At 73.9% G+C, this 19,143-nt stretch carries 14 protein-coding genes; 8 read left to right on the forward strand and 6 right to left on the reverse strand.

Annotation, left to right across the window (positions count from 1 at the left end):
- The first annotated feature begins 38 nt into the window (after nucleotides 1–38).
- From ABTY61_RS12905 to ABTY61_RS12915, 3 genes are all read left to right on the forward strand, one after another.
- Nucleotides 39–1,667 (forward strand): TIR-like protein FxsC, encoded by a 1,629-nt coding sequence (locus ABTY61_RS12905; protein ID WP_350505005.1) that lies wholly within the window; start codon nucleotides 39–41, stop codon nucleotides 1,665–1,667.
- A complete protein-coding gene (fxsT, locus tag ABTY61_RS12910; protein ID WP_502895289.1) occupies nucleotides 1,664–5,659 on the forward strand; it encodes an FxSxx-COOH system tetratricopeptide repeat protein in 3,996 nt (1,331 codons plus the stop codon). The genes ABTY61_RS12905 and fxsT overlap by 4 nt, the downstream gene beginning before the upstream one ends.
- Nucleotides 5,660–5,767: 108 nt before the next feature.
- A complete protein-coding gene (locus tag ABTY61_RS12915) occupies nucleotides 5,768–6,733 on the forward strand; it encodes a 2-hydroxyacid dehydrogenase (protein WP_350505006.1) in 966 nt (321 codons plus the stop codon).
- A gap of 107 nt (nucleotides 6,734–6,840) precedes the next feature.
- Here ABTY61_RS12915 and ABTY61_RS12920 read toward each other — a convergent pair whose 3' ends face one another.
- The 3 genes from ABTY61_RS12920 to ABTY61_RS12930 all read right to left on the reverse strand — a co-directional run bounded on the left by ABTY61_RS12920 (nucleotide 6,841) and on the right by ABTY61_RS12930 (nucleotide 9,582).
- A complete protein-coding gene (locus tag ABTY61_RS12920) occupies nucleotides 6,841–7,695 on the reverse strand; it encodes an alpha/beta fold hydrolase (RefSeq protein WP_350505135.1) in 855 nt (284 codons plus the stop codon).
- Nucleotides 7,696–7,717: 22 nt separating this feature from the next.
- Nucleotides 7,718–8,617 (reverse strand): DUF4231 domain-containing protein, encoded by a 900-nt coding sequence (locus ABTY61_RS12925; RefSeq protein WP_350505007.1) that lies wholly within the window; start codon nucleotides 8,615–8,617, stop codon nucleotides 7,718–7,720.
- 200 nt (nucleotides 8,618–8,817) lie between these two features.
- Entirely contained in the window at nucleotides 8,818–9,582 is a 765-nt protein-coding gene (locus ABTY61_RS12930) for a sugar isomerase domain-containing protein (protein WP_350505008.1), read from the reverse strand.
- A 221-nt stretch (nucleotides 9,583–9,803) separates the two neighbouring features.
- On the opposite strand from ABTY61_RS12930, the gene ABTY61_RS12935 reads away from it, so the two are divergent.
- Complete coding sequence (locus tag ABTY61_RS12935; RefSeq protein ID WP_350505009.1) at nucleotides 9,804–10,502, forward strand: iron-dependent transcriptional repressor DtxR; 699 nt, start codon at nucleotides 9,804–9,806, stop codon at nucleotides 10,500–10,502.
- A gap of 492 nt (nucleotides 10,503–10,994) precedes the next feature.
- On the opposite strand, the gene ABTY61_RS12940 is transcribed toward ABTY61_RS12935, so the two are convergent.
- Complete coding sequence (locus ABTY61_RS12940) at nucleotides 10,995–11,699, reverse strand: bifunctional DNA primase/polymerase (protein WP_350505010.1); 705 nt, start codon at nucleotides 11,697–11,699, stop codon at nucleotides 10,995–10,997.
- A gap of 305 nt (nucleotides 11,700–12,004) precedes the next feature.
- Between ABTY61_RS12940 and ABTY61_RS12945 the strand changes: the two genes are divergently transcribed.
- Together ABTY61_RS12945 and ABTY61_RS12950 are read left to right on the forward strand one after the other, a co-directional pair.
- Entirely contained in the window at nucleotides 12,005–13,381 is a 1,377-nt protein-coding gene (locus tag ABTY61_RS12945; protein WP_350505011.1) for an NsdA family TPR-like regulatory protein, read from the forward strand.
- Between the two features lie 164 nt (nucleotides 13,382–13,545).
- Nucleotides 13,546–14,733: a hypothetical protein gene (locus ABTY61_RS12950; RefSeq protein ID WP_350505012.1), complete on the forward strand. Its 1,188-nt coding sequence runs from the start codon at nucleotides 13,546–13,548 to the stop codon at nucleotides 14,731–14,733.
- 87 nt (nucleotides 14,734–14,820) lie between these two features.
- Here ABTY61_RS12950 and ABTY61_RS12955 read toward each other — a convergent pair whose 3' ends face one another.
- Nucleotides 14,821–16,122, reverse strand: a complete 1,302-nt coding sequence (locus tag ABTY61_RS12955; RefSeq protein ID WP_350505013.1) for an ABC transporter substrate-binding protein — start codon at nucleotides 16,120–16,122, stop codon at nucleotides 14,821–14,823.
- Nucleotides 16,123–16,379: 257 nt separating this feature from the next.
- Here ABTY61_RS12955 and ABTY61_RS12960 point away from each other — a divergent pair, with 257 nt between their 5' ends.
- On the forward strand, nucleotides 16,380–16,814 hold the full coding sequence (locus ABTY61_RS12960) for an SCO4402 family protein (RefSeq protein ID WP_465657237.1): 435 nt from the start codon (nucleotides 16,380–16,382) through the stop codon (nucleotides 16,812–16,814).
- Between the two features lie 176 nt (nucleotides 16,815–16,990).
- Complete coding sequence (gene purU / locus ABTY61_RS12965; protein ID WP_350505015.1) at nucleotides 16,991–17,857, forward strand: formyltetrahydrofolate deformylase; 867 nt, start codon at nucleotides 16,991–16,993, stop codon at nucleotides 17,855–17,857.
- Between the two features lie 76 nt (nucleotides 17,858–17,933).
- Here the strand turns inward: purU and ABTY61_RS12970 are convergent, their stop codons facing one another.
- Entirely contained in the window at nucleotides 17,934–19,118 is a 1,185-nt protein-coding gene (locus ABTY61_RS12970) for a zf-HC2 domain-containing protein (RefSeq protein ID WP_350505016.1), read from the reverse strand.
- Nucleotides 19,119–19,143: the final 25 nt, after the last annotated feature.

Raw genomic sequence — 19,143 nt, forward strand, 5'->3', positions numbered from 1 at the left:
CGGGAGCCAGGTTGCCGACGGGCCCGGGGGAGGCACGTGTGACTGACCGGGGCTGGGACGAGGACGAGACCCGGCCGTACTTCTTCCTCTCCTACGCGCACACACCGAAGTCCGGTGCGCGGGGCGCCGGCGACCCGAACCACTGGGTGCGCCAGCTGTACCGGGACCTCTGCGAGGCGGTGCTCCAACTCACCACCGTCCCGGCCGGGGTGCCGGTCGGGTTCATGGACGAGTCCATGCACCAGGGCGAGTTGTGGGCCGATCGGCTCTCCGAGGAGCTGGCGACCTGCCGCGTCTTCGTACCGTTGTACTCCCCGCGCTACTTCAACAGCGTGCCGTGCGGGCAGGAGTGGCACGCCTTCACCCGCCGACCGGTCTACCCGGCGACCATGGACGTGGAGCGCACCAGCGGCATCGTCCCGGTGCTGTGGGCGCCGATGAGCCGGTACCGGCTGCCCAGGGTCGCCAGCGAACTCCAGTTCAACCATGCGGGGTTCGGGCCCGACTACGCCACCGAGGGCCTGTACGCGCTGATGAAGCTCAGCTACTTCCGGGCCGCCTACGAACTGGCCGTGCACCGGCTGGCCGCGCGGATCGTCCAGGTGGCGGAGGAGACGGTGATTCCGGTCGGGAGGCGGCTGGAATTCAACGGGCTGCCCAGCGCGTTCAACGTGTCCGCCCCCACCAAGCAGCTTCGAATCTCCGTACTCACCTACCATCAGGGCGAGTTGCCGCAGGACCGCAATCCCGACTTCTACGGCGCCCGGCGCGCCGACTGGCACCCCTACCGCCCGGCCGGCTCGCCCATCGCGCAGCACGCCGTCCGGCTGGCCCGGCAGTTGGGGTTCCAGCCGACCGTGCACGAGTTCGACGACGAGGTCGAGTCCATCATCGAGGGCAACGCCGAGGCCCCCGGGCTGCTGCTGCTCGACCGGTGGGCGCTGCGCGACCCGCGCCGGCGCGAACTGGTCCGCCGCTTCGACCGTTCCGACGCCACCTGGGTCAGCGTCCTCGAACCGTGGAACACCGACGACCGTGAGTGCCTCGAACGGGACGGCGAGTTCAGCGGGTTGAGCGACCAGACGCTGCGCAAGACCCGGCGGGCAGGCCGGCCGAGCTTCCTCGGCGTGACCGGCCCGACCGGGCTGAACAGCCTGGAGGACTTCGACGACGCGCTGCCCCGCGCCGCGATGAAGGCCAAGTACGCCTTCGAGAGCCGGACCAGGGCCGAACCGGAGGAGCCGCCGGCGCCCCGGCCGAGCCTGCGCGAGGCCTTCCGGCACGGCCCGGGGGCTTACGGCCCGGACGGCTTCGGCGGGCACCGCACCGAACCCTTCGGACCGGACCCCTTCGACCGAGACCACGACCCCGACCGGGACCGCGACCGGGACCGGGACCGCGACCGCGACCGCGACCGCGACCGGGACCGCGACCGCGACCACGACCGCGACCGGGACGACCGCACCACGCGGGACGACTACGGCGCCCCCGACGACCGCACCGTCCGCATCACGCGGGACGACCACGGCCTCGGCAACGTCCGCAACATCCGCGACGACCGCACCAACCGCACCGCCCGTGAGAACGATCGCTACCACCGCAACGACCGTGACGACGGCGATGACCCCGATGCTGGGATGGCGCCCTTGGGAGGACCGCACCGATGAGCGACAACACCACCAGGAACCTCCGACTCGGCGCCGCCGAGCTGGCCGCCGCGCGCGAGGCCGCCCGGCGGGCCGCCGAACAGGACCGCCAGGGCCGGATCATCACCTTCTACTCGTACAAGGGCGGCACCGGCCGCACCATGGCCCTGGCCAACACCGCCTGGATCCTGGCCGCCAACGGCTACCGGGTGCTCACCGTCGACTGGGACCTGGAGGCGCCCGGCCTCGCCAAGTTCTTCCACCCGTTCCTGGACCCGGCCTCGCTGGCCGGCACCACCGGGATGATGGACCTCATCGCCGAGTACCGCGAGGAGGCGCTGCGCCCGGTCGAGCACGCCGAGGGCTGGCACCTGGACTTCGCCCGGGTGCACCCGCACGCGCTCTCGCTCTCCTGGCCGCACTTCCCGGCCGGCGGCAGCCTGGACTTCCTCTCCGCGGGCCAGTTCAACCGCGACTACTCCGAGGCCGTCACCCACCTCGACTGGGACATCTTCTACGACCGCTTCGACGGCGGGCAGTTCTTCGACGCGCTCAAGGCCGACATGGCCAAGCGCTACGACTACGTGCTGATCGACTCCCGCACCGGCCTGTCCGACATCGCGGAGATCTGCACCGTCCAGATGCCCGACGACCTGGTGGTCTGCTTCACCCTCAGCGACCAGTCCATCGACGGCGCCTCCCGGATCGCCCAGCACATCCACGACCGCTACCGCGACCGCGGCATCCGCATCCTGCCCGTCCCGATGCGCATCGACGAGGGCGAGAAGGAGAAGGCCGACGCCGGCCGCGCCCTCGCCCGGGTCCGCTTCGACGGGCTGCCCGCCGGCCTGAGCGGTGAGGAACTCGCAGGCTACTGGGGCTCGGTGGAGATCCCGTACCGGCCGTTCTACGCCTACGAGGAGATCCTCGCCACCTTCGGCGACCAGAGCGGCACCCCGACCTCGATGCTGGCCGCCTGCGAGCGGCTCACCTCGGTGATCACCGGCCGGCCCACCGCCCTGCCGCCGCTGGACGAGGAGGTGCGGCTGCGCTTCGTCGACGCCTTCACCCGCCGCCGCCCGTCCGTCCCCGCCGACCTGTACCTCTCGTACGTGCCCGAGGACCGGATGTGGGCGGACTGGATCGAGTCCGTGCTGACCAGGGCCGGCTTCCGGGTGCTGCCGCGAGACCTCAGCGCCGGCACCGACACGCGCGAGGAGACCGAGCGCGGCATCGACTCCGCCTACCGCACGGTCGCCGTGCTCTCGCCCGCCTACCAGCGCTCCCCGCAGGCCCGGGCACTGTGGGAGTCGGTGGTCAACTCCGACCCCTCCGGCACCCGGCGCCAGCTGCTGCCGGTGCGCGTCGGCGACGTCCGGCTCACCGCGCCCTTCAGCAACCGCAACCCCGTCGACCTGGTCGGCCGCGACGAGACCCAGTCCATCCAGAGCCTGCTGCGCGCCCTCGGCCGCGGCGACGCGGTGCTCGGCGACGCCCCGGCCGGCGGTCCGCGCTTCCCCGGCAGCAAGCCCTCGGTGTGGGACGTCCCGCCGCGCAACCCCTCCTTCACCGGCCGCGCCGCCGTCCTGGAGCAGCTGCGCAACCAACTGCGCGGCGGCATGGCGGCCGTGCTGCCCACCCCGCAGACCCTGTACGGGCTCGGCGGCGTCGGCAAGACCCAGGTGGCGCTGGAGTACGCCCACCGCTTCATGTCCGACTACGACCTGGTCTGGTGGATCGACGCCGAGCAGACCGAACTGGTCGCCCCGGCGCTCGCCGAACTCGCCCGCCGGCTGGGCCTGCGGGTCGGCGACTCCGTCACCGAGGCCGCCGAGGCCGCCCGGGAGGCGCTGCGCCGCGGCGTACCCACCTCGCGCTGGCTGCTGATCTTCGACAACGCCGACGAGCCCTCCGAGATCCGCCGCTTCTTCCCCGGCGGCTCCGGCCACATCCTGGTCACCTCCCGCAACCAGGCCTGGACCGGGCACGCCGAGGCGCTGGAGGTCGACGTCTTCACCCGCGGCGAGAGCGTCGAGCACCTGTGCCGGCGCGCCCGCAGCCTCTCCCGGCCGGACGCCGACCGGGTCGCCGAGGCCGTCGGCGACCTGCCGCTGGCCGTCGAGGTGGCCGCCGCCTGGCTGGACACCACCGGCACCCCGGTGGACACCTACGTCGCCCAGCTGCACGCCGAGGCCGCCCGCGCCCTCGCCGTCGACCACCCCACCGACTACCCCACCCCGGTCGCCGCGACCTGGAACGTCTCGATCGGCCGGCTGCGCCAGCAGTCCCCGGCCGCCGTCCGGCTGCTCCAGCTGTGCGCCTTCTTCGCGCCCGAGCCGATCTCGATGAACCTCTTCTACAGCGACCAGATGATCCGCGCCCTGGTGCGCTACGACGCCGACCTCAGCGACAAGTTCATGCTGGGCAAGGTCATCCAGGCGATCGGCCGGTACGCGCTGGCGAAGGTCGACGCCGGCAGCAACAGCTTCCAGGTGCACCGCCTCGTCCAGGCGGTGATCCGGGCCGGGATGACCGACGACGAGCAGGAGATCGCCGTCCACGAGGTGCACCGCATCCTCACCGGCGCCCGGCCCGTCCTCGGCGACACCGACGACCCCGCCAACTGGCCCGCCTTCGACGAGATCTGGCCCCACCTGTCGCCCTCCAAGGCGCACAACTGCGACGAGGCCGACACCCGCCAACTGCTCATCGACCGGGTCCGATACCTGTGGAAGCGCGGCGAACTCGACCGCGCCCGCGACCTCGGCCACGCCCTCGACGCCGAGTGGACCAGCAAGCTCGGCGAGGACGACCGGCAGACCCTGCTGCTGCGCTTCCAACTCGCCAACGTCCTGCGCTCCCAGGGCAACTACGCCGAGGCGCTGGCCCTGGACGAGGCCACCCTGGAGCGCCAGCGGGTGCTGCTCGGCGAGCACCACCCGTACACCCTGATGACGGCCGGCTCGCTCGGCGCCGACCGGCGGGCGCTCGGCCGGTTCCAGGCCGCGCTCGACCTCGACCAGGAGATCCTGGAGCAGTTCCGCGAACTGTTCGGCGACGACAACCCGCGCACCCTGTCCATGGCGAACAACCTGGCCATCGACTACCGGCTGGTCGGCAACAGCGAGGCCGCCCGCGAACTCGACCAGGAGACCCTCGACCGGCGCACCGCCGTCCTCGGCCCCAAGCACCCCTACACCCTGTCCACCAAGTCCAACCTGGCCCGCGACCTGCGCGAACTCGGCGACTACCGCGGCTCGGTGGACCTGCTGCAGGAGGTCACGTCCGACCTCGGCGACGTCCTCGACCCCGACCTGCCGGAGAACCTGCGCAACGCCAAGTCGCTGGCCGTCTCGCTGCGCCGGATCGGCCAGCTCGCCGAGGCCCGCCGGATCACCCGGGAGACCTACGAGCGCTACCTGGAGCGCTACGGCGCCGACGCCCCCGACGCGCTCGCCTGCGCGCTCAACCTGGCCGCCGACCACAGCGCCTCCGGCGACAAGGAGGCCGCCCGCGACCTCTGCTCCACCGTCTTCGAGGGCCACCGGCGGCTGTTCGGCGACGAGCACCCGTTCACCCTGGCCTGCGCCAACAACCTCGGCATCTACCTGCGCGGCAGCGGCGACGTCCAGGGCGCCATCGAGCGCGGCCGGCTCACCGTCGACGGACTGACCCGCTCGGTCGGGGCGGAACACCCGTACACCCTCAACGCGGTGATCAACCTGGCCAACGCCTACGGCGACGCCGGACAGAACGACCTCGCCGAGGAACTCGGCCGGGCCGCCTACGCGGGCCTGTGCGGGCGCTACTCGCCGCAGCACCCGGACGCGGTCGCCTGCGAGGCCAACCTGGCGATCACCCTGCGCTCGGCCGGACGGCACACCCAGGCCGCCGAACTGCGCGCCCGGGCGATCTCCGAGCTGATCCGGCAGTTCGGCGAGGAGCACCCCAACACCGTCTCCGCGCGCGGCTGGAAGCGGATCAACCGCGACCTGGAACCGCAGCCCGTGTGACCGGGGGAGGGGCGGGGTACGCTCCGGAGCCATGAGCGAGCGCAGCGAGCGAATCATGGGAAGGCGCGCGTGGGCGAACGCCCCTGCCGAGCGAAGCGGGGCGGGCGCATGAGCGATACCCCGCCCCCCGTTCTGGTCACCCGGCACCCCGCGCCCGGCGTCCTCGAACGGCTCACCGACCGGTACGCCGTCACCGTGCGCGAGACCGACGAGGAGCTGGAGCGGGCCGAACTGCTCGACGCCGTCCGCGGCCGCCGGGCCGTCCTCACCACCCTCAACAACCGGGTGGACGCCGAGTTCCTGGAAGCCGCCGGCCCTCAGCTGGAGATCGTCGCCAACCACGCCGTCGGCTACCACAACGTCGACCTCGCGGCCTGCGCCGAGCGCGGCGTGATCGTCACCAACACCCCCGGCGTGCTCACCAACGCCACCGCCGAGACCGCCTGGGCGCTGCTGCTGGCCGCCGTCCGCCGGCTCGGCGAGGGCGAGCGGCTGCTGCGCTCCGGCACGCCCTGGACCTGGAGCCCGAACTTCCTGCTCGGCCTGGAACTGGCCGGCACCCCGCTCGGCGTGCTCGGCATGGGCCGGATCGGGCAGTCGGTGGCCCGCCGGGCGAGCGCCTTCGACATGCCGGTCAGCTACCACAACCGCCGCGCCCTGCCGCCCGAGCAGGCCGGCGGCGCCGAGTGGAAGCCGCTGGAGGACCTGCTCGCCACCTCCACCGTGCTGGTCGTCACCTGCCCGTGCACCGAGGAGACCCGGCACCTGCTGGACGCCCGCCGGCTGGCCATGCTGCCGCCCGGGGCGGTGGTGGTCAGCATGACCGCCGGCGTGGTGGACGAGGAGGCGCTGGCCGCCGCCCTGGAGTCCGGCGCGCTGTTCGCCGCCGCCGTGGACAACTTCGAGCACGAGCCCGAGGTGCCGTCCGCGCTGCTCGCCCAGGAGCGCGCGGTGCTGGTCCCGCACCTGGGCAGCGCCACCGTGCGCACCCGGCAGGCGATGGGCGGCCTGGCGGTGGACAACATCCTGGCGGTGCTGGGCGGTTCCGAACCGCTGACCCCGGTCAAGCCCTGACCCCGGTCAAACTCCGACCCGGTCAAGCCCTGACCCGGTCAAGCCCTGACCCGGGTCAAGCCCTGGCCCGGTCAAGCCCTGAGCGGCCGAGCGCGCCCGGTGAGGCGCTAGCCCGCCGCCCAGGCCAGCGCCGTGGTCATCACCCGGAACGCCCCGAAGTGCGCGGCGCCGGGCTCCAGGAAGAGCTCGGCGCCCGGGATGTGGTCGGCCAGCCAGCGGGAGTGGTCGACCGGCGAGAACTGGTCGTCCGCGCCGTGCCACAGCCAGGTCGGCACCCCGATCGACCCGACGTCGAAGCCCCACTCGGCGGTGAAGGCCAGCACGTCGTCGATCCAGCCGTCCGCGCCGTGCCGGAACGCCTCCCGGTAGTTGCTCTGCAGCATCCGCCGCAGCCCGCTGTCCGCCACCACCTCCCGGTCGGCGGGGGAGAGTTCGGTGCGCAGCCCGTTCAGCAGCCGGACCGGGTCGTCCTTGATCTGCCGGGAGCGGAACTCCATCGCGTCGGCGATCCGGCCGTGCCCGCGCTCCGCCTCCCGGTAGGCGCGGACGTTGGACGGGGTCATCCCCGCGTACCAGTCCAGGCCGGCCGCGTCGCGCGGCGCCAGCCCCACCAGCACCGCCACCCGGCTGACCCGCCCCGGCAGCATCGCCGCGCAGGCCAGCGCGTGCGGGCCGCCGCCGGACCGGCCCAGCACCGCGAAGTCGGCCAGCCCCAACTCGTCGGCGATGGTGCGCACATCGGCCGCCGCGTGGGACACCCGGCGGCCGAACAGCCGGGTCGAGTCGCCGTAGCCGGGCCGGTCGTAGGAGATCAGCCGCACCCCCAGCCGGTACAGCACGGTGCTGCGCGGATGCGGTCCGACCCTGCTGCCCGGCATGCCGTGCAGCAGGAACACCGGACGGCCGCGCGGGTCGCCGAGGGACTCGACGGCGAGGGCGCGGCCGTCCGCCGCTTTGACCATCCGTAACGCCACGCGTTCCTCCTCAGTGCTCCCGGTCGGTGGTGGTGCGCACCTCCCGGCGGGCCTGCCAGGTGGTGTGCTCGCGGGACACCGCGTCCTCGGCGTCCCGGGCCAGCCGGGCCCAGATCTCCTCGGCGTCCATCGACTCCAGGTCCAGCCGGGCGAGTTGGAGGCGGATCAGCTCCAACTCCTGGGCCGCCAGCCCGTACGCGGCGGCCAGCGGTCGGTACTGGCGCAGCTGCGCCCAGGCGGTGACCGAGGCGGCCACCGCCGAGACCGTGCCCAGCGCGTCGTAGCCGAACGCGCCGAGCGCCCGCAGTACCGCCAGCGCCAGGCCCAGCGCCGGCAGCAGCACGCCCAGCACGCCGGTCCAGTACCCGGCGCGGGCGCAGTAGCGGGCCTTGTCGCGGTACCAGTCGTGCTGCACCCGGATCCGCTCGTTCAGGTACACCTCGCGGCGCACCGCGAGCGGCTGTTCGCGCAGGTCCCGCATGGCCGGGGTGATGTCCACCCCGGTCGCCGGCACGGCCACCGGGCTGTCCCGGAACGCGCCCAGCACCCGGGCGAGTTGGAAGCGGTACAGCCCCTCGGCGTCCGGCAGGCTGTGCGGCGGCGGCTGGTGGGCGTCCGCCCGGACGGCGAACTTCCAGGCCAGCGTCTTCACCGACTCGGCGGCCGCCCGGCCCTCGTACCAGAGGCCCTGCGGGTTCTGCCGGCCGATCACCACCGCCAGGGCCACCGCGCCGAGGTAGCCCGCGGCGGCGGCCCAGGCCCACGGCTCGCCGTCGGCCGAGCCGGTCGCGGCGGCGACCAGCAGCAGGAGCAGCTCCCAGGCGGAGAGCCGCACGGCGCGGCGCTGGCCGCGCAGCGAGGCCGCGTCGGCGGCCCAGAAGAACTCGGGCAGCAGCTCCCGCTCGCTCACCCACCCGGTCCGTCCCGCACCAGACGCCATGCTCGGCCCCCACCCGTCGCTCCGGTCCCTCCGCTCTCCTGCCCCGGGCGGGTTCCCGGTACGCCTGGCCGCAGCCTGGGCGTCGAGCAATGGCCGGGAAGCCCCGGTGGATTGTCCGGTACGCCCCGTAGTCGGACGGTTGCGGGTGGTCAGCGGGCCGGTGTGCGCCGTCAGTAGGTGTAGAGGATGCGACCGGCGTTGTCGGCCATCTGCTTGGCGTTCCACTCGGTGCCCCCCGGGACGTTGCCGGAGCGGAACAGCGGCGGCGCGGCGGCGTCCCCGGCGGCCGCCCGGTCCGCCAGCCGGCCGACCGCCGAGGCGACCACGGCCTGCATCAGCGCGCTGGTGACGATGGTGGAGACCGGGCCGAAGGAGGTCTCGGCACCCGGGTGGGTCAGTTCGCCGTCGCCCACCGCGACCTTGCTGTCCAGCACCACGTCGCAGTGGTCCTTGAGGTAGGTGCCGGAAGGGTGTGCCGAGGGCACCTCGTCGGGGTAGGCCAGCGAGGTCACCCCGATCACCTTCAGGCCGCGGTCCCGGGCGTACCGGGCCAGCTCGACCGGCATCACCTGGCGGCCGGAGAGCGAGATCAGGAACAGCAGGTCCCCGCTGGTCGCCGGGGTCAGGTCCAGGGTCGAGGTGGCCAGCCCGGACACCCGCTCCAGCGCGCTGGACAGCGGCGCGGGCATCATCGTCACCCCGGCCATCCCGGGCACGTTCAGCAGGTTCATCGGAACCAGCCCGCCGGCCCGGTAGACCACGTCCTGGGCCGGCAGCGAGGAGTGCCCGGCGCCGAAGGTGAAGACCCGACGACCCTCGGTGATCGCCTCGGCCAGCAGCGCGGCCGCCGCCTCGATGGTGTCGGACTCCTCCGCGCGGACCCGGTTCAGGTGGGCGATCGCGGCGTCGAAGTACCGGCCGACCAGGTCGTTCATCGGTTGCCTTCGCTCTCTGCCGGTGGGGGCGCCGGCCGGGTGGGGCGGCCGGGGTGGCCCGGGCCGCCAGTGGAGAAAGCTACGGCGAGCACGGTCGCGCCCCGGCGGTACCGCTGTCAACAGGAACGAAAACCGGTGCCGGCGACCCCTCGGCGGGCCCGGTTGTCGGTGCGGTACGTCAGAATTGGCGGTGAGGACACCGAAGAACGGAGCCAGCGGCGATGTCTGGGCTGATCGACACCACTGAGATGTACCTTCGCACCATCCTGGAGCTGGAGGAAGAGGGCATCGTCCCGATGCGTGCCCGGATCGCGGAGCGGCTGGAGCAGAGCGGCCCCACGGTCAGCCAGACGGTCGGCCGGATGGAGCGCGACGGGCTGCTCCAGGTCGCCGGGGACCGCCACCTCGAGCTCACCGAGGAGGGCCGTCGGCTCGCCGTGCGCGTGATGCGCAAGCACCGCATCGCCGAGTGCCTGCTGGTCGACGTGATCGGCCTGGAGTGGGACCAGGTGCACGAGGAGGCCTGCCGCTGGGAGCACGTGATGAGCGAGACGGTCGAGCGCAAGGTGCTCGCCATGCTCGGCCACCCGACCCAGTCCCCGTACGGCAACCCGATCCCGGGGCTGGACGAGCTGGGCGACACCAAGGCCGAGGGCGAGGGCTTCGACGCCGCGCTCGTCCCGCTGGACACCGTCAAGCCGGGTGAGGCCGGGGCCGACGTCGTGGTGCGCCGGATCGGCGAGCCGATCCAGACCGACAGCGAGCTGATGAGCACCCTGCGCCGGGCCGGCGTCCGGCCGGGCTCCACGATCAAGGTGGCCGTCGGCACCGGCGCCGGCGGCGTGCTGGTCGGCACCGGGGACAACGCGGCGGAGCTGGGCAAGGACATCGCCCAGCACGTGTTCGTCGCCCAGGCCTGAGCCCGCCGCCCGACCCGTCGACCACCGACCGGGCCCGGGCCCCTCGCTCCGTGGCTCTCGGTACGACGGTCGGGGCCCGCTGCTCCCCGTGCAGCGGGCCCTTCCCGCCCCTCCCCGGTCCCCTCCGGCCCCTCCCGCTCCCTCCCGGCCCCTCCACCGCCTCGCCCGGCTTCCCCGTCCGAGCGACCCTTCCGGCGACCCCACACACCGCAATTCCTCCCCTCGGCCGATCATGGCAATCCTTGAGCGCTGTCACTCGTACGAGGGGCTTTCCCGGTTGACCAGCGGGTAGACCGAGGCCTTATCCGCACATGCGTATGACGGGCCCTGCCTCCGGTGGGAGACAAGGCCCGTCACTCGCGCGCGTGGTGTCGCGCGCTGCACGCCCTCACCCGATCGGCGCAGGGCGGCATGCTCCGGGTGGCCGACGGCCGGTCCGCGGGGCGGGTCCGCACGGACCGGCGGGCGGACGGCGGGCCGCCGACCGGGCGGTCAGACGCCGGCCGGCTGGGCGGTCTGGAGCTGCTGGGCGGGCGCCTCCCGGCCGCAGGCGTAGGCGAGCGGGCTGATCAGCTCGGCGGCGTCCGGCAGCCAGCGGTTGGACTCGGAGGGGGAGCGGGCCCACTGGGCGTAGCCGGTGGAGCCGATCCGCGAGGGCGGGGCGACCGTCCAGTCCCCCTCGCCGCGGGCGACCAGGTCCAGCCGCCCGGGCGGCCAGCCGAGCTTGCGGAGCATCTCCGGCAGCTTGGCCGCGACCCCGGGCAGCACCAGGAAGTGCAGCCGCCGCCCGACCCGGCCGGGCGAGGTGGGCAGCACCACGACCGGGCCGAGCTGGAGGTCCATCCGCTCCATCCGGGCCAGCGCCAGGCACCCGGCCGTCTCCGGCACGTCCAGGACGTCGAAGGACCGGCCGGTGGGCAGCAGGATCGAGGCCCGGGGCCGCTCGGTCCACCAGCGCCGCACCGCGCCGGGCCCGGCGCTCGCCTTGCGGGCCCAGTCCGCGTCCAGCGGGTGGGCGCCCGGCTGGGGGCAGCGCTGGTCGCCGCAGGAGCAGCGGGCGGGTCCGTCGCCGTCGATCAGCCAGGCGCCCGGGGCCACCTCCCAGTGGCGGTTCTCGGCGTAGCCGACGGCTTCGATCAGCAGCGGGGGCAGGCCGGCGTTCTTGTCCTGGCCGGGGGCGTCGGGGATGTCTTCCACGGGCTGCTCAACTACCGTGCGTGAGGCTGGTTACGGCCCGGCGGGCCCCGGTCGGCCGCATCCCGGCAATGTCACCCGAACCGGTGACTCAAGCGAGTTGGCGCGGGCGGAGGCGGGCGCAGCGGGGGCGCACGGAAGCATTCCCCAGGGCGCGTGGGGGGTGCGGTTCGTCACCGTGGGTATCCCGCTGGCGTTGCTGATCGCTAACCTGATGTCAGATTCCTTGGACGGTCGGACAGTCGGCAACAGATCAGCACATCGTCGCCCGCCGGCCGGGACCGGAGGGTGTGGGGAGGCGAAGCCCAATGGCCGCGAGACCACTCGTCGCACGACAGCCCAACGAGCGCCTGCAGCAACTGATCCAGGAGGCCAGCTGCTCCAACGCCGGCCTGGCCCGCAGGGTCAACCTGTGCGGCGCGGAGCACGGACTGGACCTGCGCTACGACAAGACCTCCGTCGCCCGCTGGCTGCGCGGGCAGCAGCCGCGCGGGCAGGCGCCGGCCGTGATCGCCGAGGCGCTCGGGCGCAAGCTCGGCCGCAGCGTGTCGGTCGAGGAGATCGGCATGGCCGACGGCAAGAACCTCAGCTCCGGCATCGGGCTGCAGTTCGCGCCGACCCTGAACGCCGCCCTGGAGCAGGTCTGCGAGCTGTGGCGCAGCGACGTCGGCCGACGGGACTTCCTGACCGGGGCGACGGTCGCCGCCTCCGCGCTGGTGGAGCCCAGCCGGGACTGGCTGATCACCCCGCCCGACCCGGTGGTGGCCCGCGCGGGCGGCCCCAGGGTCGGCCCGACGGACGTGGCCGCGATCAAGGCGACCACCACGATGCTGGTCGACCTGGACCACCGCTTCGGCAGCGGTCATGTCCGCCCGGTCGTCGTGCACTACCTCAACTCGGTGGTCTCCGGCCTGCTCGGCGGCGCCTACCGGGAGGAGACCGGCCGCCAACTCTTCGCCGCGGTGGCCCGGTTGACCGAACTGGCCGGCTACATGGCGGTGGACACCGGACAGCCCGGACTCGCCCAGCGCTACTACATCCAGGCCCTGCGGCTCGCCCAGGCCGCCGACGACCGCGGCTACGGCGGCTACGTGCTGGCCGCCTCGATGAGCCACCTGGCGGCCACCCTCGGCAACCCGCGGGAGATCGCCCAGCTCGCCCGCGCGGCCCAGGAGGGCGCCCGGACGGTGGCCACCCCGACGGCGATGGCGATGTTCTACGCCGCCGAGGCCCGCGGCCACGCCCTGCTCGGCGACGCCCGCTCCTGCGAGGCGGTGTCGGCCAAGGCGCTGGAGATGATGGAGAAGCGCCGCCCCGAGGACGACCCGGACTGGATCGCCCACTTCGACGACGCCTACCTCGCCGACGAACTCGCCCACTGCCACCGGGACCTGGAACAGGCCGGTCCGGCCGAGCACTACGCCCGCCGGGCGCTCGACCTGCACCCGCCGACCAGGGTCCGCCGCCGCGCGGTGGACCTCGTCCTGCTCGCCACCGCCCAGCTCCAGCAGCGCGACCTGGAACGTGCCTGCGAGACGGGCACCCAGGCGGTGCGGCTGCTGAGCGGGCTGCGCTCCAACCGGGGCGTGGAGTACCTGGACGAGTTCCGGCGGCGGCTGGAGCCCTACCGGGAGCAGCGGGTGGTGCGCGAGTTCCACGCCAGGGCGGACGCGGAGGCGGCCTGAGCGTCGTCTGTGCAGGGAGCGTGTGGGAATGTCCCGCCCGCGTGGTCACCCGGTGAGGCGAACCGGTAGCGTGGGCGCGACGTCCAAGGAACTGTGATGCTCCCAAGAACCGACGAGATGTGGTCCGCCGCCAGTGCGCGGTCCTGCACAGGTGAGGAATCGCGTTGAGTCAGCGCCGCTCGTACAACTCGGGTGACTTCAACCTGGACGACCTGTTCCGCCCCGAGCCCGGCCAGCCCCAGGGCCAGCCGGGCCAGCAGCAGGGCCCCACGGCCGTGCCGCCGGTGGGCCAGCCGTCCGGGCAGCCCGAGTACCTGGGGGAGGGCGCGCACGCGCAGCCGACCCAGGCCGTGCCCGCCCAACAGCCCGGGTGGGGCGCCGCACCGCAGCCCGGTTACGGCGTCCCGCCGCAGGCCCAGCCCGCCCCGGAGACCCAGCACCTGCCGCCGTACCCGGCCGGCGACCCGCAGGGCGGCTACCCGGTGCCGCAGCCCGGCTACGGCGTCCCGCCGCAGGCCGCGCCCGGCTACCAGGGCTACCCGCAGGCCGCACAGCCGCAGCCGCAGCACCACCAGCCGGGCCACCCGGCGCCGGGCTACCCCCAGCAGGACGGCTACGCCCCCGACGGCTACGCCCAGGACGGGTACGCCCCCGGCGGCTACGGGCCGGATCAGGACGCCACCCAGGGGGGACGCGGCGGCCGGGGCGGCCGGTCCTCCAACAAGCTGATCATCGGCGGTGTGGTGGCGGGCTTCGCGGCCGCCGGCGTGCTGGTCGCCGTGCTGATGAGCGGCGACGACACCGCCACGGGCGGCCAGAAGACCGCCCCGGTCGCCGCCACCGGCAGCACCGCCCCCGGCACGGCCGGCGCGAGCGGCTCCGGCGCCGCCGCCGACCCGGAGGTCAAGGCGCAGGCCCAGCCGCTGTCCGACCTGCTGGGCACCGCGAGCGACAGCCGCAGCGCGGTGGTCTCCGCGGTCGCCTCGGTGCAGAAGTGCGACAAGCTCCCCGACTCGCAGCAGGCGCTGGCCGCCGCGGCCGGCAAGCGGCGCGAGCTGCAGACCAAGCTCGGCCAGCTGAAGACCGACAAGCTGCCCGGCGGCCAGCAGCTGATCGAGCAGCTCAACGCGGCCTGGACCGCCTCGGCCCAGGCCGACGACGAGTACGCGGCGTGGGCGACCGACGCCCAGGCCTCCTGCGACCCGAAGAAGCCGGACAGCGGCAACCAGCACTACAAGAACGCGGTGCAGGCCAGCGGCACGGCGACCACCGCGAAGAAGCAGGCCTCGACCCTGTGGAACGCGATCGCCACCCAGACCGGCCTGCCCAGCCGCGGCGACGGCGACCTGTAGCGGCGGGACCCCCGGAACGCCGGAGGGCGAGCCCTTCGGCGTTCCGGGGGTCCGTGGCGCGGGGCGCCGGTCCGTGGCGCGCGGAGGTCAGGACGGGCCGCGGGCTCCGGTGAGCACCCAGCGGACGTCCACGAAGCCCGGCTGCTGCAGGGTCATCCGGCCGTTCTTGACCACCTGGTAGGTGACCCAGGTGTTGACCAGCCGCGGCGACTCGGTGCTGGGCAGCATGTTGGTGGTGCCCCAGTTCAGCGGCGGCGTGAGGCCGACGTCGATGCCCTCGCCGCTGTCCAGCAGGGCGTCGACGGTCTTCGCGTCGACCGGCTTGCCGGCCGCGGTGAGCTTCTCCGTCACCACCCGGAACACCTCGTAGGCGACCCAGGTGGTCTGCACGCCCGGGTCGGAGACGTCGATGGCGTGCCCGTCCGCGGCCTGGGAGCGCACGACCGCGCGCAGCCCGTCCCAGGTCTTGGCCGACTCCGGCGGGTACCAGCTGGTGACGAACGCGCCGGCCAGCGGGCCGGAGTCGCCGCCGGTGGAGTCGACCACCGACTGCTGGACGCTGCCGATCACCGAGGCGACCCGGGTGTTCCGCGGGTTCTGCCGGCGGTAGGAGTCCAGCAGGTTGCCGGTCGGCTCGGCGGCCAGGGCGCTGGTGATGCAGTTGCCCGGCTCGTCCTTGCCGACCGCCTTGCGGATCACCTGGCTGTAGTCCGAGGACTGCTCGGGCGCCTTGACGTCCAGCAGCTTGATCCCGGCCGGCTTGAGCGCGTTGCCCAGGTAGCCGAGCAGGGTGTCGCCGGCCGGGGTGTCCGGGCGGATCAGCGAGACGGCCCTGCAGCCGGCGTCGACCAGCTGGCGGCCGCTGCCGGCGATCAGCGCGGGCATGCCGCCGTCCACCGGGTAGGACAGCGGGCTGGAGAACTCGGGCTGGGACAGGCCGTAGCCGCCGAGCAGCGGGATGCCCGCCCGCTCCAGCACCGGCATGAAGGCGTCGCCCCACTGGCTGTAGGAGCCGATCACGGCGACCGCCTTGGCGTCCACCGCCTGCTGGGCGCAGGCCTTGGCACCGTCGGCGGTGTTGTGCTCGTTGCAGGTGATCACGTGCAGCCGGTGACCGCTCAACCCGCCCTTGACGTTGACGTCCCGGCCGATCGACTCGGCGAGCGCGGTCATGCCGGGGCGGTCCGCCGAGCCGGTGCCGGACGGCGCCCAGGTCATCACGGTCAGGTCGTCGGCACTGGTGGAGGCATCGGCCGGTCCGCCGCACGCGGAGGCCGTGAAGAGGGTGGGGAGCAGCACCGCGGCGGTCACCGCGGCAGCGATCGGACGCCGCGGGCGGCGTCTGCTGATCGTCGGACGGGCCTGGGACGAGTCCCTTCGGCTGGTCATCGGTCTTCCCTCTCTGGGGCGCCATCCGGCGCACCGGGGAACAAGCCAAGCCCCGGAGCGACACGTCGAGAGGGCAGAAATGCGAACGCTCGGCAAACGGAGGCTGAAATCCGGAGCGGTACGCGTGTAGATCGCGAGTGGAGCACGAACAGACGGGGAACGTACGATCGTTCACCATGTCCGCCAGCACAGATTCTTCGCACCGGTCCGCCCGAAACCCTTCTCGTCCGGGCCACCGCTCCAGCACGATGGGCGGCATGCCGCTCAACGACCTGCCCTGGTGGCGCTGGCGAGCCCGACTCCGCTCGGCGCTGCACATGCTGTCCGACCCCGGTTTCCAGCACGAGGCCTGGCTCACCGGCCGGGAGGGCTACGGCGACGTGACCGACGCCGTCTACCGGCTGGTCGAGGACACCTGGCTGGACCGCTGGTCCGCCGAGAAGTACGTGGGCACCATCTTCCGCGACTCCGCCGAGGCCGCCCTGGTCGACGTCGCGGTGCTGCGCGCGGTGCAGATGCTGCACGAGGTCGGTGCCGACGCCCCGGCCTCCGCCTACCTCGGCCACCCCGGCTGGCCGGAGACCGTCCGGGCCGCCCGCGAGGCGCACGTCGCCCTCGCCACCGGGGACGGGGACGACCCGGACGCGACCCCCAAGTCCCTCGACGTGCTGCGCATCCTGACCCAGGTCTGAACCCGGGGCCGAACCCGGGGCCGAACCCGGGGCCGAACCCGGGGCCGAGGCCTGCCGCCGGTCGGCGCCGTCCCGCAGTACGGGCAGCGGGGCGGCGACTGTCCAGGATGTGACACGCTGGACCATTCACGCACGCGCGTCACGCATTCGTACGACCTCAGGACGGGATACCCGCAGTGGAACAGCAGCCGGCCAGCGCCCAGTACGTCCTCACGCTGTCCTGCCCCGACAAGCAGGGCATCGTCCACGCTGTCTCCAGCTACCTCTTCATGACCGGCTGCAACATCATCGACAGCCAGCAGTTCGGCGACGGGGACACCGGACTGTTCTTCATGCGGGTGCACTTCTCCGCCCCCGAGCCGGTCACCGCCGACAAGCTGCGGGCCAGCTTCGCCGCCATCGGCGCCTCCTTCGGGATGGACTGGCAGATCCACCCGTCCGAGCAGCGGATGCGGATCGTCCTCATGGTCAGCAAGTTCGGGCACTGCCTGAACGACCTGCTCTACCGCACCCGGATCGGCGCCCTGCCGGTGGAGATCGCCGCGGTGGTCTCCAACCACACCGACCTGCGGGACCTGACCGAGAGCTACGGCGTCCCCTTCCGCCACATCCCGGTCACCCGGGACACCAAGGCCGAGGCCGAGCGCCAGCTGCTCGACCTGGTCGAGAAGGAGCAGGTCGAACTGGTCGTGCTGGCCCGCTACATGCAGGTGCTCTCCGACCAGCTGTGCACCGAGCTGTCCGGCCGCGTGATCAACATCCACCACTCCTTCCTGCCGAGCTTCAAGGGCGCCAAGCCGTACCACCAGGCGCACGCCCGCGGCGTGAAGCTGATCGGCGCCACCGCGCACTACGTCACCGCCGACCTCGACGAGGGCCCGATCATCGAGCAGGAGGTGGCCCGGGTCACCCACGACGTCAGCCCGGACCAGCTGGTCGCGCTCGGCCGGGACGTCGAGTGCCAGGCGCTGGCCCGCGCGGTCAAGTGGCACAGCGAGCACCGGGTGCTGCTCGACGGGACCAGGACGGTCGTCTTCGCGTAGGCGGCGGTCGTCCGCGGACCGGCGGCGGCCGTCCGGGCGCAGCCGACGTCGTCTGCGCGCAGGCGCTGCAGGACCGTTACGGTCGCGAGAGCAGCGGCAGCGCGTGCAGCACCTCGCGCACCGCGGCCCGGTCGCCGTGCTCGCCCACCGGCAGCCGGTCCGGGTCGCGGTGCGCGGCCGCCAACTGGCACAGCTCCAGGCCGTCCAGCACCATCGAGGCCACCGGCTCCCCGGTGGCGGGCCCGGCCGGCCCGGCCGGCTCGCCGTCCAGCGGCACCAGCCACTCGCCGGCCGCCGGGCCGTCGACCACCAGCCGCACCCGTCGGCCGGTGGCGTGGCCGTCCTCGGACGGCGCCCCGACCGGCTGGGGCCGCGCCGCGCGCAGCCCGGCCAGCGCCCGCGGCAGCAGCCGGACCACCAGCTCCACCATCTGCCGCAGGTGCTGCGGCGACGGCGGGTCGTACGGGTAGGCCACCGCGCGAGCCACGTCCTCGCCGTGCACGAAGCACTCCAGGGCGCGCTCCACGAAGGCGTCGCGCAGCGGCAGCACCGTGAAGCCCAGGTCCACCGGGGTGCTGCCCTGCGGGGCCAGCGCGGCGCTGCGCACCAGGTCGTGGGTCTGCTGCCGCCACCGGGCGCGCACCGACCGGGGCGGCAGCCCGGCCTGGTCGGCCAGCAGCCGGGCGGTCCGCGCGGCGTCCGCCGAGTACCGGCCGCCCTGCGAGGGCACCCGCGGCGCCGGGGCGGCGGCCTCCTGCGGCGGCACCCGCCGCTCCGCGACCGGCGCCGACCCGGGCAGGGCGGCGGCCGGCACCGGGTCGGGCAGGCCGAGGGCGAGCGCCAGGAAGCCGTCCGCCGCGGTCAGCCGGCCCAGCACCTCGGCCGGGCGCAGCAGCTCGGTGCCGCCGTGCCACGGCAGTTCGGCCACCTCCTGCCACTCCTCCGGGCCGAGGTCGCGCAGCAGCGCGTCCAGCTTGGCGGTCTCCGCGGTGTACGGCATCCCCCAGGCGGGGACGGGCAGTTCGGCCGGGCGGCGGGCCAGGCACCAGTCCAGCACCTGCTGGCGCAGCGGCCCCGGCTGGTCCAGCGGCTCCTCCAGGGAGAGCCAGCCGGCCGCCTCGCGCAGCCGGGCCGCCTCCTCGGCGCACTCCGGGCAGGCCGGCAGGTGCCGCTCCAACTCGGCGGCCTCGCGCGGCGGGCAGGCGCCGAGGGACCAGGCGCCGAGCAGCGAGCGCAGGGCGTCGTGCAGCTCCTCGCTCATCCGCCCGCGCACCTCTCGACGATCC

Origin of the sequence: Kitasatospora sp. NPDC096128, from assembly GCF_040303105.1 — a bacterium.
Taxonomy (GTDB): Bacteria; Actinomycetota; Actinomycetes; order Streptomycetales; family Streptomycetaceae; genus Kitasatospora.